Here is a 15,422-nt window from a genome sequence, read left to right as displayed (position 1 = left end):
CGTCCATGGAGATCGAGGGCTGGAGCCAGACGCTCACAGCGGGGCCCCTCCTGCTCATTGCAGCGGCGGCCATTGCGGTGCTGCTGGTGCTCATCATCAAGTTCCGGGTGCACGCGTTCCTGGCGCTCATCATCATCTCGGCCCTCACCGCTTTCGCCACGGGCATCCCCACCGACCAGGTGGTGCCCGTGATGCTCGACGGGTTCGGGAAGACACTGGCCAGCGTGGCCCTGCTCGTGGGCCTGGGGGCCATGCTCGGGCGGCTGCTCGAGACCTCCGGCGGTGCCCAGGTGCTCGCGGACCGGCTGATCCAGGCGTTCGGCGAGAAGCGGGCGCCCCTGGCGCTGGGCGTGGCGTCGCTGCTGTTCGGCTTCCCCATCTTCTTCGACGCCGGCCTGGTGGTCATGCTGCCCGTGGTCTTCTCGGTCGCGCGCCGACTGGGCGGCAGCGTGCTCACGTATGCGCTGCCGGCCGTGGGTGCGTTCTCCGTGATGCACGTGTTCCTCCCGCCCCACCCGGGCCCGGTCACCGCGGCCACGTTCTTCGAGGCCAACGTGGGCTACATCATCCTGGTGGGCCTGATCTGCGCGATCCCCGCGTGGTACATCTCCTCCTACCTGTTCGGCAAGATCGCCGGGCGTCGCATCGACCTCCCCGTGCCCAGCATCCTGGGCCGCGCGGAGGACGTGTCGAACCCGCCGAAGGTGGGCACCGTGGTGGCCATGCTGCTGCTGCCCATGGTGCTGATCTTCCTCAACACCGGTCTGGGGACCCTCGCGAAGTCCGGTGCGGTGTCCAAGGACACGGCGTCCCAGACCTGGTTCCAGCTGCTGCGGGCACTCGGTGAGACCCCGATCGCGCTGACGGTCACGCTGATCATCGCGGCCCTCACGATCGGCCGCGCGCGCGGTCTGAGCGGCAGCGCCATCGAGAAGACCTTCGAGTCCGCCCTGGGCCCCGTGTGCTCGGTCATCCTGATCACCGGTGCGGGCGGCATGTTCGGCGGCGTGCTGCGCACCTCCGGCATCGGCGCCGCCCTGGAGGACGTCCTCTCGGACCTCGGCATCCCCGTGATCCTCGCGGGCTTCCTGATCGCCGCCGTCATGCGCGTGGCGCAGGGCTCCGCCACGGTGGCGCTGACCACGGCCGCCGGCCTCGTCGCTCCCGCCGTGCTGGCCGGGGGCTACAACGGGATCCAGCTCGCGGCCGTGGTCGTGGCCGTGGCCGCCGGTTCCGTGGTGCTCTCCCACGTCAACGACTCCGGGTTCTGGCTCGTGGGCCGCTTCCTGGAGATGGATGTGCGCACCACGTTCAAGACCTGGACGGTGCTCGAGACGATCATCGGCGTGGTGGGCTTCGCTCTCGCCGCGGTCGTCTTCGCGGTGGCCGGTCTCGTGTGACACCTCCCGCGCCGGGGTGCTCGGCACCCGCGTGACGAACGGCCCGCCGTCTCCCCGCAGGGAGGCGACGGGCCGTTCGCGTGGGGCGGTGCGGCGTCGTCGTGCGGCCCGGCGCCCGTGCGCGGCCGTGCCGCTCGCACTGCCGGGGGACGACGCCGCCCGCGTCAGTCCGCGTGGGACGGCGGGACGCGCACCTTGAGGGACTTGTGGTCCACCACGGTCTCGAAGGCCTTGACGGAGCCCAGGGGATCCCCGTCCACCTCGGACTCGATGGGCTCGTGGAACTCCACGCGCACGGAGCGGCCGCTGAAGTAGTTGATGACGGGCAGCTCGTGGCGGTGGCGGAACACCAGCATGGCCGCCATCCGCAGCCAGCCCACGGCAGTGCGCGGGGTCATCACCACGAGGTCCAGCAGGCCGTCGTCCAGCCTGGCCCTGGGGGCGAGCACGAGCCCCGCGGTGAGCTCACCGCAGTTGCACACCATCACCGAGCGCACCAGCCGGGCGTCCCACGGCCCGCCGTCCACGCTGAACCGCGCCCAGCGCGGACCGTTGAAGAGGTGCCTGGCCCCGGCCTCGGCATAGGCGGCCCACCCCACCATGTCCTTGAGGTCGTCCCGGGTGTCCGCCATGATCTGGGCGTCGAAGCCCGCGCCGCCCATCACGAGGAACCGGTGGTCCTCGGTGCGCCCGTCCTCGGTCTCCAGGTGCATGGAGATGGTGTCGATGGCCTTCTCCGAGCCGAACAGCGCCACGTCCACCGAGTTGTGAGGGTCCGCGAGATCCGCCTGCAGGTTGCGGGCCAGCAGGTTGCCCGTGCCCAGGGGCACCAGGCCCAGGGGGATGTCTGTTCCGGACAGGGACTCGCCCACGGCGCGGATGGTCCCGTCACCGCCCGCGGCGAGCACCACGTCCACCCCCATCTCCACCGCCCTGCGGGCCATGGAGAAACCGGGATCGGCCGCCTCGGTCTCGAGGATCACGGGGTCGGGCCACCCGGCCTTGCGGCACGCGATGATCACCGCGTCCTGCGCGACGTGCGCGAGGGTCTTGGTCGGGTTGACGACGACGGCCACTCGCTGGGGCGTCCATGAGGTGTGACGCACGGGCTCCCTTTCCTGGATCGGTTGAAGGGCGGCTGGAGAGTCCCCCAAGTGTACGGGCGCGGGCCGCACGGCCCGCCCCGGGACGCTGCATCGCGTCCCCGAGCATCCGTTGGATACCCTGGTGCCGTGATCGACATCAACGAGCTGCGCGCAGACCCCGAAACCTACCGAGCCTCCCAGACCGCCCGCGGGGCGGATGCCGGTCTGGTGGACCGCGTCCTGGAGGCGGACGAGCGGCGTCGCAGTGCGATCACGGACTTCGAGTCCCTGCGGGCGGAGCAGAACGCGTTCGGCAAGCGGGTGGCCAAGGCCCAGGGCGAGGAGAAGCAGCAGCTGCTCGCCCAGGTCAAGCAGCTCGCCGCAGACGTGAAGACCGCGCAGGCGGCGGCGGACGAGGCGCAGGCCGTGCAGCAGCAGCTCGTGGCGCAGTTCCCCAACCTCGTCGTGGAGGGCATCCCCGCGGGTGGCGAGGACGACTTCGTCCAGCTGCGCACCGAGGGCACCCCCCGGGACTTCGCGGCCGAAGGCTTCGAGCCCCGGGACCACCTGGAGCTCGGCGAGCTGCTGGACGGCATCGACATGGAGCGCGGCGCCAAGGTGTCCGGCTCACGGTTCTACTTCCTCAAGCGGGACGTCGCCCGGCTCGAGACCGCGCTGCTGATGGCGGCCCAGGACCTCGCCCTGGACAACGGCTTCATCCCCATGACCACGCCCAACCTGGTGCGCCCGGCCGTGATGAACGGCACCGGCTTCGACGTGGAGCACGACGACGAGATCTACCGCGTGGGCAAGGACGACCTCTACCTGGTGGGCACCTCCGAGGTGGCCCTGGCCGGCTACCACATGGACGAGATCCTGGACCTCTCCGGGGGCCCGCTGCGCTACGCCGGGTGGTCCTCGTGCTACCGCCGCGAGGCCGGCTCCGCGGGCAAGGACACCCGCGGGATCATCCGCGTGCACCAGTTCAACAAGCTGGAGATGTTCGTCTACTGCCACCCCGAGGACGCCGCGGCGGAGCACGAGCGGCTGCTCGCGTGGGAGGAGCAGATGCTGCAGGCGTGCGGCCTCGCGTACCGCGTGATCGACACCGCCGCCGGGGACCTGGGCACCTCCGCGGCCCGCAAGTTCGACTGCGAGGCGTGGATCCCCACCCAGGGCAGGTACCGCGAGCTGACCTCCACCTCCAACTGCACCACGTACCAGGCCCGCCGGCTCAACATCCGCGAGCGGCTGCCCGAGACCACGGACGCGAACGGCAAGGTCAAGAAGGGCGGCACGCGCGCCGTGGCCACCCTCAACGGCACGCTCGCCACCACCCGCTGGCTCGTGGCGCTGCTCGAGACCCACCAGCAGGCCGACGGCTCCGTGACCGTCCCCGAGATCCTGCGGCCCTACCTGCGCGGCCAGGAGGTCCTGCGCCCGGTCGCCTGACCGGTCCACCCCTCCGGCTCTCGACGCCGCCCGCCCATCGTGCCCGCGCACGGCGAGCGGGCGGCGTCGTCGCGTGTGCGGAGGGAATGTGGTGGGCCCTTCACCCGCGCTTCACCGGCGGGTCCGCGCCCGGTCATGCGGGCGTGCTCGTGTGACACCATGACAGTCATGACTCACATCCAGGCCGGCACCGACGACCGGCACACCGACAAGAACCTCTCCCACGTCGGGGCCGAGGACCGCACGAAAGAGCACCACGCAGCCGGGGCTTGCCCGTCCGACGACCCCGTGGCCGCCGCCCGCGCGGCCGGCGAGCGTGCGCAGAGTGCGGCCAGCGCGTTCGCACCCGTGGAGGTGCAGACCCCGCGCTCGAGCGACTGGGCCCTGGAAACCGGGGTCTCCTACCTGGTGGCACTGGACGTGGACGGCACCCTGGTGGACCACGACGGCCACATGTCCCGCGGCGTCAAGGACGCCCTGCGCGCGGTGGTGGCCGCCGGGCACCACGTGGTGATCTCCACGGGCCGCTCCAAGGGGGCCACCCTGCCCGTGATCCGGCAGGCGCACATCGACTCCGGCTTCGCGGTCTGTTCCAACGGGGGCGTGACCCTGCGCCTGGACCCGCAGCTGGAGGAGCACTACGAGGTCACCGACCGCGTGAGCTTCGACCCCGCCAACGCCCTGAAGGCGCTGGCGAGCAAGCTGCCCACCGCCAAGTTCGCGCTCGAGGGCGCGGACGGCCGGTTCTACTCCACGGAGCGCTTCCAGGACGCGTCCTTCGGGATCGAGGCCGTGGGCGTGGACATCCACGAGCTCGCCGAGATCCCGGCCGTGCGCCTGGTGGTCTACAGCGCCACGGACGCCCCCGGGGACTTCGCGGACGCCATCGAGCAGGCCGGGCTCCACGGCGTCGCCTACTCCGTGGGCTGGTCCTCGTGGCTGGACGTGGCCGCGAACGGCGTCTCCAAGGCCAGCGCACTGGAGCAGATCCGTCAGCAGCTGGGCGTGGACCCGGCCCACACCGTGGCCATGGGGGACGGCCGCAACGACATCGAGATGCTGCAGTGGGCGGCCCGCGGCGTGGCCATGGGCCAGGCCCCGGACGAGGTGGCGCAGATCAGCCGGGAGGTCACGGGCAGCGTGTACGAGGACGGCGCGGCGGCGGTGCTGCGCACCCTCCTCTGAACCGCGAGGGGACCACTCGCGGGACACGACCTGTGAAACCTCATGGAACTGCGATACTGGGACCGTGTTCGTCCTGACCCTGACCCAGCGCGTGGCGGACGCACCCCGCCCGGATCCCGCCGTGGACCGCGAGGTGTGTCGGCTGCTGAGCGGGCTCCCCGCGCGGGCACCGTTCCAGCCCACGGGGCCGGGCCTGGTGCGCGGGCTCACCGAGGACGCAGACGCCGCGGTGGACGCCACCATGGTCGCGCTGCGGGGGAACCGCTACGCCGTGGGCATCGGGGTGGGGGACGTGTTCCTCACCCGCGTGGACCAGGAGGACGGCCGTGTGGCCGTCACGGCCGAGGGCCCGGGCATGGGTTTCGGCCACGACGCCGCCCAGTACGTCCGCGGCGCGGGCCGGGTGTCCGTGCGGGTCAGCGCGGCGGATCCGGTGGCCGCCGAGCAGGCCGAGGCGGTGCTCACCCTGGTGGGCCAGATCGTGAGCGAGCGCAGCGAGGCCGAGTGGCGCGTGGTGGACCTCATGGTCCCGGGCGCCCGCGGGCAGCAGAAGGCCGCGGCGCAGCAGCTCGGGATCACCCCCCAGGCGGTGTCCAAGGCCGTGGTCCGTTCCCTGTGGCACGAGGAGTGGCGGGCCCGCCCCGCGGCGGCCACCCTGCTGCGGCTGTGCGAGTCCACGGAGCTGTTCGGGGGCTGAGGGGTCGGCCGCCACTCACCACCAGGTGTCCACCGGGTGACCGGCGGCCGTGAGGTCCGCCTCCAGCAGGGGCAGGCACTCGGCGGGCAGCCGCAGGGACCCGGCGACGTCCCGCGCGTCGAAGTAGCCCGTGAGCCACGAGAACGCGGGGTGCTCCCGTGCCAGGGCCTCGCAGCGGGCCACGACGTCCGGGACGTCCTCCTCCGGGGCGAACACCCAGAAGGACTCCAGGTCGGTCAGCTGGAACAGCCCGATCCCGTGGTGCGGTGCACCGCCCGACCGGTTGGCCTGTGCCGCGGGCACGGCGGGTCCGGGCTCGTCCCAGGCCTGAGCGGGGCTGCGGACCCACCCGCCCGACGCCGCCGGGCCCAGGGCCGGGGCCAGCGGGTCCAGTTCCCAGCGGGGCGCCTCCGCGAGCCAGTCCGGGGGGCTCGGCGGGAACAGCGGTCCGTGGGTGGGCTCGGGCCAGCTGCTCTGCCACGTGGCCCAGCTGCCGGCCTCGACCCGCTCCCAGAACGCGTCCGCACCGAGTTCCACGGAGACCTCGGCCACGGAGCTGCGCTCCCGGGGCCACGGCAGCGGGCGCCCGTCCCCGGGGTGCTGGGCCGATTCTGCGGTGAAGGGACGTGAGGCGATGTCCGGGTGCCCAGGGGGAGCGGAGGCGGGAACCACTCCTGCGGCGGAGAGCAGGGTGCGCACCCGGTCCATGAACTCTGCCGGGCCGAGCACCTGGGTGCACCCGGTGCCGTGGAAGACGTACACGCGGTCGGCGGCATCGTGCTGCGGGTCGAACACGGGAACCACCTCCGGGAGGGAACGGACGAGCAGCGGGACGACCGCGCGGGCGCAACCGCCCGGTGGTGCGAACACCCCGGGCGGCTGCGGCGTGGTGCGGCGCCCGCTCTGCAAGCATCCCACCACGGCCCGCCGACAGGCATAAGCAGCAGCCACGGGAACGGGGTTCCCGTCGCCGGTTGGTGCACCGGCTGCGGGAACCCCGTGGTGGAGCGTGGAGGTCGCGTCGCGCTCCTCGCGGCCCGGCGGGGGTGCCGCTGGCGGGGTCGGAGAGGCGCGGGGCAGACTCAGTCGTCCTGCTCGGCCTCCGCGGCGTTGTCGTACTGGGACTGCTGGAAGCGCTCCTGCGCCTCGACGATCAGGCGCTCGGCGGTCTCCTTGCCCTCCCACCCCTCGCCCTTGACCCACTTGTTGGGCTCCAGGTCCTTGTAGCGCTCGAAGAAGTGCTGGATCTCCTTCTGCAGGAACTCGTTGACGTCCTCCAGACCCTGGATGTCGTCGTAGCGCTTGTCGGTGGAGACGCACAGCACCTTGGCGTCCCCGCCGGCCTCGTCCGTCATGTTGAACACGGCGATGGGGCGGGCCTCCACGATCACGCCGGGCATGATGTCCACGTCCATGATGACCATGGCGTCCAGCGGATCGCCGTCCTCGCCCAGGGTGTCCTCGAAGTAGCCGTAGTGGGTGGGGTACTGCATGGAGGTGAAGAGCACGCGGTCCAGCCGGATCCGACCGGTCTCGTGGTCGATCTCGTACTTCACGCGTGAGCCGCGCGGGATCTCGATGGTGACGTCCAGCTCCATGGTGAAACTCCTTGGGTCGTGGTGGTGTGAACCGGGCTGTGCGTCCACCCGGCGCCCGGGCGCACACCTCGGTGCGCGCGGACGGACGAGACCACGATACCGGCCGTTGTGCGTGTCGGGCGGGTTCAGGAGGATGGGACCATGCCGCAGACCTCGCTCTCCCCGCCCCGCCGCTCGGGCTGGTCGCTGGTGTGCGCGGTGCTGGCGGTGGTCCGCCCGGCCCTGGCCGGTGCCCGCACCGAGGCGGCTGCCTCCCCGGCGGCCACCGGCAGCACCGCGGCGGTCCCGGCGTCGCCGTCCGCGCCCGTGTCCACGGACGCGGTGGAGCGCGCCCTGCGCTCCGGGCTCGACGGCGCCCCGGGCACCACGGCGGCGGTCGTCACCGAGGCGGGCGCGGACCGGGTGCTCGCGGGTGAGGCGCAGACCCGCCCCGTGGCCCCGGCCAGCAACCAGAAGCTGCTCACCGCGCTCAGCCTCGCGGAGCACGTGGGCCCGTACGAGCGCCTGGCCACCCGGGTGGTCGTGGGGGAGGCGCCGGGGGAACTCACGCTCGTCGCGGGCGGGGACACCCTGCTCGCCCCGGGAGAGGGGGACCCCGAGCAGGTGAACGGCCGCGCCGGACTGGGCACCCTGGCGCAGCGCACCGCCCGGGCCCTGCGCGAGCGCTCGCCGGACGCGGCGTCGGGCCCCGTGAGCGTGGCCGTGGACACGAGCTTGTTCACCGGCCCGGACACCAACCCCGCGTGGGACCCGGAGGACCTCGAGAGCGGGGAGATCACGCGGGTGGCGCCCATTGCGCTGTACTCGCACCGGGTGCCCACCGGGGACGGCGGTGATCCCGGTGGTCGCGGGGACCGCCCGGGGGACCCCGCCGGGGCGGCCGTTGCGGAGTTCGCGCACCGGCTGGGGGAGGAGCTCGGCGGGACGGAGGTCACCGTGCGGGCCACCTCCCGGGCCCCGGAGGACGCCACCGAACTCGCCCGGGTGGAGTCCGCGCCCGTGCACGAGCAGAGCGCCTACATGCTGGCGCACTCGGACAACTCGCTCGCGGAGACCCTGGCCCGCGTCGCGGCATCCCGCTCGGGGCGGGAGGCCGGTGTGGACGGTGTGCGGGAGCTGCTCCCGGCCACCCTGCGGGAGCACGGGATCGACACCACCGGGCTGCGCGTCCTGGACGCGAGCGGGATGGCCGCGGCGGACCGTGTCACCGCCACCACCCTGGCCGAGACCGTCAACTCCCTGATCTCCGAACCCCGCTGCGGTCCCTACGGGCGCGGGCTGCCCGTGGCCGGGGGCGCCGGAACCCTCTCCGAGCGGTTCGACGACCCGCCGGAGGACCCTGCCCGCGGGATCGCGCGCGCCAAGACGGGCACGCTGCTGGACGTCGTGGCCCTGACCGGCTACGTGCAGCGTGCGGACGGGCGCGTGCTGGTCTACTCGATCGTCCTCAACGGCGTGAGCGGCCACGCGGACGAGGCCAAGGACCGGGTGGACCGCACCGTGGCGGAGCTGGCCCGGTCCGCCTGAGATCCGTCGCGGCGGTGGGGGGAGTTGCCAGCCGGCGCGCCTCCGCGGGTCGGAGCCGTGTGGTTGAGTGAGCGCATGAGCCGAGAACTGACGCACCGTTCGCTCGTGGACTGGGACGCCGCCGCGCAGATCGCCGCGAAGGTGACGCCTCCCGGTCCCACACCTGCGCCCCGTGAGATGTCCCGCGCCGTGGAGTCCCTGCGGTACTTCGCGCACGAGTCCGTGCACCACGTCCACACCATCACGGGTCTGGACGCCGCCGAGAACCTGCGGGACTCCACCGTCCTGGTGGTGGACCGCGCCGGGTGGGCCAAGGCCAACACCCAGACGTTCTCCGTGCTGATGCAGCCCGTGTTCGACCGGTTGCAGGCCAAGGACCCCGCCAAGTTCGGCGCCGCGCAGCGCGGGATCGCGCCCACGGCCACCGCTGCGGAAATGGGTGCCCTGGTGGGGTTCCTCTCCTCCAAGGTGCTGGGCCAGTACGACCCCTACGCGGGGCTGGTCTCGGAACAGGCCGCGCGGAGCCACCCCGGTGGGCGGCTCATGTTCGTGGCCCCCAACGTGCTGTGGACGGAGCGGGAGCTGAACGTGGCACCCGAGGACTTCCGGCTGTGGGTGTGCCTGCACGAGCAGACCCACCGCGTGCAGTTCGCGGCGGCCCCGTGGCTGCGGGACCACATGCTGGGCCAGATCACGCAGCTGGGCTCGCTGGACGCCACGGCGTGGCAGCGGCTGCGGGCCGTGGGTTCCTCCCTCGCGGGGCGGTCCAGGGGCTCGCACCCGGACACCGGGCTCGGGCCGCTGACCCACCTGCTCACGGAGTCCGAGCGGGAGACCGTGTCCCACGTGACGGCCGTGATGTCCCTGCTGGAGGGCCATGCCAATGCCGTGATGGACGCCGTGGACGCGAGCATCGTGCCCTCCGTGAAGACCATCCGCCGCCGCTTCGACGCCCGCTCCTCCACGCACGGCGCCCTGGACCGGCTCATCCGCTCCCTCATGGGCATGGACGCGAAGATGCGCCAGTACAGCAACGGGCAGAAGTTCGTGGAGCACGTGGTGCAGCGCGTGGGGATGGAGGCGTTCAACACGGTGTGGACCTCGCCGCAGACCCTTCCCACGGAGGCGGAGATCCACGATCCGCAGGCCTGGGTGCGCCGCGTCCTCGGCTGACCCATCCGGGAGCGCAGGGGAATCCCCCTGGTCCGTGTGCCAAGATGACCCCCGTGAGCTCTGAAAACATCAATCAGCAGATCCGGCTGTACGGTCAGCCGTTGTCAGAGCGTTTTGGCGCCGTGGTGGGGGCTTACGGCATCACGCAGCGCAGGCTGGCCCAGGTCCTGGGCCTGTCCGCGCCGATGCTCTCCCAACTCATCAGCGGCAGACGCATCAAGATCGGCAACCCGGCGGTGTATGAACGCCTGGTCATGCTCGAGGACAGCGTGGGGTCCTCGGACCGGGAAGCGGTGCTCTCCCGCGTGGAGGCGTCCCAGCCGGTGCTCTCCACGTCCCAGATCCGTTCGGGCATCACCACGGACACGGACGCCGTCTCCGCCCTCGCCTCCGTGGTTCCCGCGGGGGAGCTGGAGCGGGCTCTCGTGATGCTGGGGGAGAACACCCCGGTGCTGTCCAAGGTGCTGGCCATGGCCGAGGAGAGCGCCCGCCGCTCCGGCACGTCCCAGGGCTGAGCGCGTGCAGCACGGACGCAGCGGTCGGCTGCACCCGGCCGTCGCACGCGCACGGCGCGCCGTGGCCCGCGCGGTCAGGCCCCTGCTCGCCGACGCCGCGGGGGGCGGTCCCTCGCGGCCGCCCCTGGTGCTGGTCGGCTGCAGCGGCGGCGCGGACTCGCTCGCGCTGGCCGCGGCCACGGTGCACCTGCAGCGGCGGGGCGAGGTGCGCGTGGGCGCGGTGGTGGTGGACCACCAGCTGCAGCCCGGGTCCGCCGAGGTCGCCGCGCGAGCTGCCCGCACCCTGCGCGAGACGGGCCTGGACCCCGTGCTGGTGGAACGCGTGAGCGTGCACCGCGGGGGCGCGGGTCCCGAGATGGCCGCGCGGCTCGCCCGTTACGAGGCGTTCCGCGGTGCCGCCGAACGCACCGGGGCCGCCGCCGTCCTGCTGGGCCACACCCGTGACGACCAGGCCGAGACCGTGCTGCTGGGGCTCACCCGGGGCTCGGGCACCCGCTCGCTGTCCGGGATGCCCGGCAGTCTCGTCCGGGACGGGGTGCGCTACCTGCGCCCCCTGCTCAACATCACCCGGGTGGAGACCGAGACGGTCTGCGCGGCCGAGGGGCTCGAGCCGTGGCACGACCCCACCAATGCGGACACCGCACTGACCCGTTCCCGCATTCGGCACGAGGTGCTCCCGTTCCTGGAGGCGCAGCTCGGGCCCGGGGTGGGCCGTGCGCTCGCGCGCACCGCAGCGGTGCTCGGGGCGGACGCCGACTACCTGGACGAGCAGGCCGAGGCCGCGTACGACGCCGCCCTGGTCACCCCTCCTGCCCCGGTTGCCGCTCCCTCGGCGTCCCCGCTCCCCGCACCGGAGGACGGGCACGCAGCGGGCAGCGAGCGGACGACGGCCCCTGGGCACGCGGGGGCTGGAGCGGCGTCGCGGACCTCCGTGGTGCTGGACTGCCGCCTGCTGCGGGAGACCCCGGCGGCGCTGCGGCGTCGTGTGCTCGCGAGGGCGTGCGTGGCCGCGGGCGGCGAGACCCCCACGTTCGAACGGCTCGGAGCGCTCGAGGACTTCGCCCTGGGCTACGGCGCCGCGGGCCCCGTGCAGATGGCGGGTAAGGTGACAGCGTGGCGGCACCGCTCGGACGCGGCCCACGCGCGGGGGTGCCTGGAGCTGCGGGGTGGGAGCACGCCGCACGAGAGTACGACCAGCCAGAACAACCCCGGGAGCGCCCAGTGAAGGCCGAACACGTCAAAGACGACCTGAGCAGCATCCTGTTCACCAAGGAACAGATCGCGAAGAAGGTCAGCGAACTCGCGCAGCGGATCGACCACGACTACCAGGGCCGCGACGTCCTGCTCGTGGGGGTGCTCAAGGGTGCGGTGCCGATCATGGCGGACCTGATGCGCCAGCTCGACGGGCAGTACCCCATGGACTGGATGGCGGTCTCCTCCTACGGCTCCGGCACCAAGTCCTCCGGTGTGGTGCGGATCCTCAAGGACCTGGACACAGACCTGCACGGCAAGGACGTGCTGATCGTGGAGGACGTGATCGACTCGGGGCTCACCCTGTCCTGGCTGCGCACGAACCTCGAGTCCCGCGGCACGAGCTCCGTGGAGATCTGCGCCCTGCTGCGCAAGCCGGAGGCCATGAAGACCAGCATCGACGTCCGCTACGTGGGCTGGGACATCCCCAACGAGTTCGTGGTGGGCTACGGCCTGGACTTCGCGGAGCAGTACCGCAACCTGGACTGCATCGCCACGCTCGCCCCTCACGTCTACGAGTGACCCGGAGGCGGCGCCCCCCCGTTCTCACAGTCAACGCAGGGCCGCCGCATGTACCGTGACGACTTCGTGTGCGCTGAGAAAGAACGGGCTGCGCACGGGACGCCACGGCGTCAAACGAAACGATAGATTGTGCCGTACGCGCCACGGTCGCCGCATCCGGGTCCGGGATCCCTCGGGGTCCGGTCCGCAGGCAGGCCCACCGTCACGGCGCGTGTCACGTCCACGGGAGGATCAACGGCTTGGCCACGGCAAAAAAACCCACCAGCTTCTTCAAGGGCCCCTACTTCTGGATCCTTCTGGCCGTCGTGGTCCTGGTGCCCGTGGGTGCCAGCCTCTTCAGCCCCACCACGTCCCGCGTGGACACCAACGTGGGCCTGGACCTGTTGCAGGACGGCAAGGCCAAGGAAGCCAAGATCTACGACGGCGAGCAGAAGGTGGAGCTCTCCCTCAAGGACGACTACCACCAGGGTGACCAGAACCTCGGCAAGGACGTGGAGTTCTACTACGTCAAGCCGCGCGCCGAGGACGTGGTGCACGCCATGGACAAGGCGACCCTGGAGGGCTTCACGGACCAGCCCGTGGAGAACAACTGGTTCCTCTCCCTCGTGCGGTTCCTGCTGCCGTTCCTGATCATCATGGGCCTGTTCTGGTTCATCTTCTCCCGCATGCAGACGGGCGGGCAGGCCATGAAGTTCGGCCGTTCCAAGGCCAAGATGTTCAACAAGGAGAACTCCGAGGTCCTCTTCGCGGACGTGGCCGGCGCGGACGAGGCCGTGCAGGAGCTGGACGAGATCAAGCAGTTCCTCGTGGAGCACGACCGCTTCACCGCCGTGGGCGCGAAGGTGCCCAAGGGGGTGCTGCTCTACGGCCCTCCCGGCACCGGCAAGACCCTGCTCGCCAAGGCCGTGGCGGGCGAGGCGGGCGTCCCGTTCTACTCGATCTCCGGCTCCGACTTCGTGGAGATGTTCGTGGGCGTGGGCGCCTCCCGCGTGCGGGACCTCTTCCAGCAGGCCAAGGAGAACGCCCCTGCCATCATCTTCGTGGACGAGATCGACGCCGTGGGCCGCCAGCGCGGTGCCGGCATGGGCGGCGGCAACGACGAGCGCGAGCAGACCCTGAACCAGCTGCTCGTGGAAATGGACGGCTTCGACGCCAACACCAACGTGATCCTGATCGCCGCGACCAACCGCCCGGACGTGCTGGACCCCGCGCTGCTGCGCCCGGGGCGTTTCGACCGGCAGATCGGCGTGGACGCCCCGGACATGAAGGGCCGCGAGCAGATCCTGCGCGTGCACTCCAAGAACAAGCCCCTCGCGGACAACGTGGACCTCGCGGCCGTGGCCAAGCGCACCCCCGGGTTCACCGGCGCGGAGCTGGCCAACGTGATGAACGAGGCCGCCCTGCTCACCGCCCGCTCCCACGCGCAGCTGATCGACGACCGCGCCGTGGACGAGGCCATCGACCGCGTGATCGCCGGGCCCCAGAAGCGCTCCCGCGTGATGAAGGAGCTCGAGCGCAAGGTCACCGCCTACCACGAGGGCGGCCACGCCCTGGTGGCCGCGGCCCTGCGGAACACGGACCCGGTCACGAAGATCACCATCCTGCCGCGCGGGCGGGCGCTGGGCTACACCATGGTGATGCCCTCGGACGACAAGTACTCCACCACCCGCAACGAGCTGCTGGACCAGATGGCCTACGCCATGGGTGGGCGCGCGGCGGAGGAGATCGTGTTCCACGACCCCTCCACGGGTGCCTCCAACGACATCCAGAAGGCCACGGACACCGCGCGCAAGATGGTGACCCAGTACGGGATGAGCTCCAGGATCGGCTCCGTGAAGATCGGCGGAGACAACTCGGACCCGTTCGTGGGCCGCGAGATGGGTTCCGGCTCCAAGGAGTACTCGGACCGCACCCTGGCCGTCGTGGACGACGAGGTGCGCGTGCTGCTCGAGCAGGCGCACGACGAGGCCCACCAGATCCTGCTGGAGAACCGCGACGTCCTGGACCGGCTCGCGCTCGAGCTGCTGGAGAAGGAGACCCTCAACGAGGCCCAGATCCGGGAGATCTTCCACGACGTCCGCCAGCGGGAGCTGCGCCCGGTGTGGCAGTCCGGCGAGGAGCGCGAGATCTCGGGCGTCCCGCCCGTCGTGACCTCCGCCGAGCGCGAGGAGGCCCGCCGCAAGAACCTGCAGGACCCCGGCACCATGGCCCCGCAGGACCAGGCCGTGGCCGCCAAGCCCGAGCACCCGCTCGAGGTCCCCGAGCACCAGGACCCCCGGCCCGGTGGTGAGGGGCAGTCCGGACCCGGCAGCTCCGCTGGTGGGGACACCGGCCAGGAACCGGGCGGTGTGCGGCGGGAGAACCGCTGAATGGCGCCCCCGCCCCTGCACGAGACCCCGGAACCCGTCTCCGGGTCCTTCGCCGAGCACTCCGGTGAGGGCGTGTCCCCGGCCATCGACCAGCCGCGCATTGCCGCGGCCGTGCGGGAGATCCTGCTGGCCGTGGGCGAGGACCCGGACCGCAATGGGCTGCGGGACACCCCTGCCCGTGTGGCCCGCTCCTACGCCGAGGTCTTCGCGGGCCTGCACGAGGACCCCGCGGAGCTGCTCGCCACCTCCTTCGACATCGGCCACTCGGAGATGGTGCTGGTGCGTGACGTCCCGTTCTACTCCACGTGCGAGCACCACCTGGTGCCGTTCCACGGCGTGGCGCACGTGGGCTACATCCCGGGTCCGGAGGGCAAGGTCACGGGGCTGTCGAAGCTCGCGCGGCTCGTGGACCTCTACGCCAGGCGCCCGCAGGTCCAGGAGCGGCTCACCACCCAGGTGGTCGAGGCCATCGTGGAGCACCTGCACCCGGCCGGGGCCATCGTGGTGGTCGAGTGCGAGCACCTGTGCATGTCCATGCGCGGGGTCCGCAAGCCCGGGGCTAAGACGGTCACGTCCGCGGTGCGGGGCCAGCTGCGCAACCCCGCCACCCGCGCGGAGGCCATGAACCTGATCGCGTCGGGTCACTGA

At 72.0% G+C, this 15,422-nt stretch carries 14 protein-coding genes; 11 read left to right on the top strand and 3 right to left on the bottom strand.

What is annotated here, in order from left to right; genetic code table 11:
- Positions 1–5 precede the first annotated feature (5 nt).
- Positions 6–1,400 (top strand): GntP family permease, encoded by a 1,395-nt coding sequence (locus CWC38_RS02635; protein ID WP_121845290.1) that lies wholly within the window; start codon positions 6–8, stop codon positions 1,398–1,400.
- A gap of 164 nt (positions 1,401–1,564) precedes the next feature.
- Here CWC38_RS02635 and CWC38_RS02630 read toward each other — a convergent pair whose 3' ends face one another.
- Positions 1,565–2,506 carry a diacylglycerol/lipid kinase family protein gene (locus CWC38_RS02630; protein ID WP_121845277.1) on the bottom strand — a complete coding sequence of 314 codons (942 nt, stop codon included), beginning with the start codon at positions 2,504–2,506 and terminating at the stop codon, positions 1,565–1,567.
- Between the two features lie 126 nt (positions 2,507–2,632).
- On the opposite strand from CWC38_RS02630, the gene serS reads away from it, so the two are divergent.
- From serS to CWC38_RS02615, 3 genes are all read left to right on the top strand, one after another.
- Entirely contained in the window at positions 2,633–3,937 is a 1,305-nt protein-coding gene (gene serS / locus CWC38_RS02625) for a serine--tRNA ligase (RefSeq protein ID WP_121845276.1), read from the top strand.
- 168 nt (positions 3,938–4,105) lie between these two features.
- Positions 4,106–5,122, top strand: a complete 1,017-nt coding sequence (locus CWC38_RS02620) for an HAD family hydrolase (protein WP_240625014.1) — start codon at positions 4,106–4,108, stop codon at positions 5,120–5,122.
- A 64-nt stretch (positions 5,123–5,186) separates the two neighbouring features.
- Positions 5,187–5,819, top strand: a complete 633-nt coding sequence (locus CWC38_RS02615) for a hypothetical protein (protein ID WP_121845275.1) — start codon at positions 5,187–5,189, stop codon at positions 5,817–5,819.
- 15 nt (positions 5,820–5,834) lie between these two features.
- Here the strand turns inward: CWC38_RS02615 and CWC38_RS02610 are convergent, their stop codons facing one another.
- Together CWC38_RS02610 and CWC38_RS02605 are read right to left on the bottom strand one after the other, a co-directional pair.
- The gene (locus tag CWC38_RS02610) at positions 5,835–6,614 is read right to left on the bottom strand and encodes a hypothetical protein (RefSeq protein ID WP_240625013.1); all 780 of its coding nucleotides are present in this window, start codon (positions 6,612–6,614) and stop codon (positions 5,835–5,837) included.
- A 287-nt stretch (positions 6,615–6,901) separates the two neighbouring features.
- On the bottom strand, positions 6,902–7,417 hold the full coding sequence (locus CWC38_RS02605) for an inorganic diphosphatase (protein ID WP_121845274.1): 516 nt from the start codon (positions 7,415–7,417) through the stop codon (positions 6,902–6,904).
- Between the two features lie 141 nt (positions 7,418–7,558).
- Here CWC38_RS02605 and dacB point away from each other — a divergent pair, with 141 nt between their 5' ends.
- The 7 genes from dacB (at position 7,559) to folE (ending at position 15,422) form a co-directional block, all read left to right on the top strand.
- Positions 7,559–8,944 (top strand): D-alanyl-D-alanine carboxypeptidase/D-alanyl-D-alanine endopeptidase, encoded by a 1,386-nt coding sequence (gene dacB, locus CWC38_RS02600; RefSeq protein ID WP_121845273.1) that lies wholly within the window; start codon positions 7,559–7,561, stop codon positions 8,942–8,944.
- 75 nt (positions 8,945–9,019) lie between these two features.
- Positions 9,020–10,117 (top strand): zinc-dependent metalloprotease, encoded by a 1,098-nt coding sequence (locus tag CWC38_RS02595; RefSeq protein WP_121845272.1) that lies wholly within the window; start codon positions 9,020–9,022, stop codon positions 10,115–10,117.
- 44 nt (positions 10,118–10,161) lie between these two features.
- Positions 10,162–10,632: a DNA-binding protein gene (locus CWC38_RS02590; RefSeq protein WP_240625012.1), complete on the top strand. Its 471-nt coding sequence runs from the start codon at positions 10,162–10,164 to the stop codon at positions 10,630–10,632.
- A 4-nt stretch (positions 10,633–10,636) separates the two neighbouring features.
- Positions 10,637–11,857: a tRNA lysidine(34) synthetase TilS gene (tilS, locus tag CWC38_RS02585; RefSeq protein WP_121845271.1), complete on the top strand. Its 1,221-nt coding sequence runs from the start codon at positions 10,637–10,639 to the stop codon at positions 11,855–11,857.
- Positions 11,854–12,405 (top strand): hypoxanthine phosphoribosyltransferase, encoded by a 552-nt coding sequence (gene hpt / locus CWC38_RS02580; RefSeq protein WP_121845270.1) that lies wholly within the window; start codon positions 11,854–11,856, stop codon positions 12,403–12,405. The genes tilS and hpt overlap by 4 nt, the downstream gene beginning before the upstream one ends.
- A 239-nt stretch (positions 12,406–12,644) precedes the next feature.
- Complete coding sequence (gene ftsH / locus CWC38_RS02575; protein WP_121845269.1) at positions 12,645–14,774, top strand: ATP-dependent zinc metalloprotease FtsH; 2,130 nt, start codon at positions 12,645–12,647, stop codon at positions 14,772–14,774.
- Positions 14,775–15,422 (top strand): GTP cyclohydrolase I FolE, encoded by a 648-nt coding sequence (gene folE, locus CWC38_RS02570; protein WP_240625011.1) that lies wholly within the window; start codon positions 14,775–14,777, stop codon positions 15,420–15,422.

Origin of the sequence: Kocuria tytonicola, assembly GCF_003687455.1 — a bacterium.
Classification (GTDB): domain Bacteria; phylum Actinomycetota; class Actinomycetes; order Actinomycetales; family Micrococcaceae; genus Kocuria; species Kocuria tytonicola.
Note: the sequence above shows the minus strand (reverse complement) of the source record. Positions and strands in the feature narration are given on the sequence as shown.

Coding starts and splice junctions, on each gene's coding strand:
- CWC38_RS02635 (WP_121845290.1), top strand. CDS start 6: ATGGAGATCGAGGGCTGGAGCCAGACGCTCACAGCGGGGCCCCTCCTG.
- CWC38_RS02620 (WP_240625014.1), top strand. CDS start 4,106: ATGACTCACATCCAGGCCGGCACCGACGACCGGCACACCGACAAGAAC.
- CWC38_RS02605 (WP_121845274.1), bottom strand. CDS start 7,417: ATGGAGCTGGACGTCACCATCGAGATCCCGCGCGGCTCACGCGTGAAG.
- dacB (WP_121845273.1), top strand. CDS start 7,559: ATGCCGCAGACCTCGCTCTCCCCGCCCCGCCGCTCGGGCTGGTCGCTG.
- CWC38_RS02595 (WP_121845272.1), top strand. CDS start 9,020: ATGAGCCGAGAACTGACGCACCGTTCGCTCGTGGACTGGGACGCCGCC.
- CWC38_RS02590 (WP_240625012.1), top strand. CDS start 10,162: ATGACCCCCGTGAGCTCTGAAAACATCAATCAGCAGATCCGGCTGTAC.
- folE (WP_240625011.1), top strand. CDS start 14,775: ATGGCGCCCCCGCCCCTGCACGAGACCCCGGAACCCGTCTCCGGGTCC.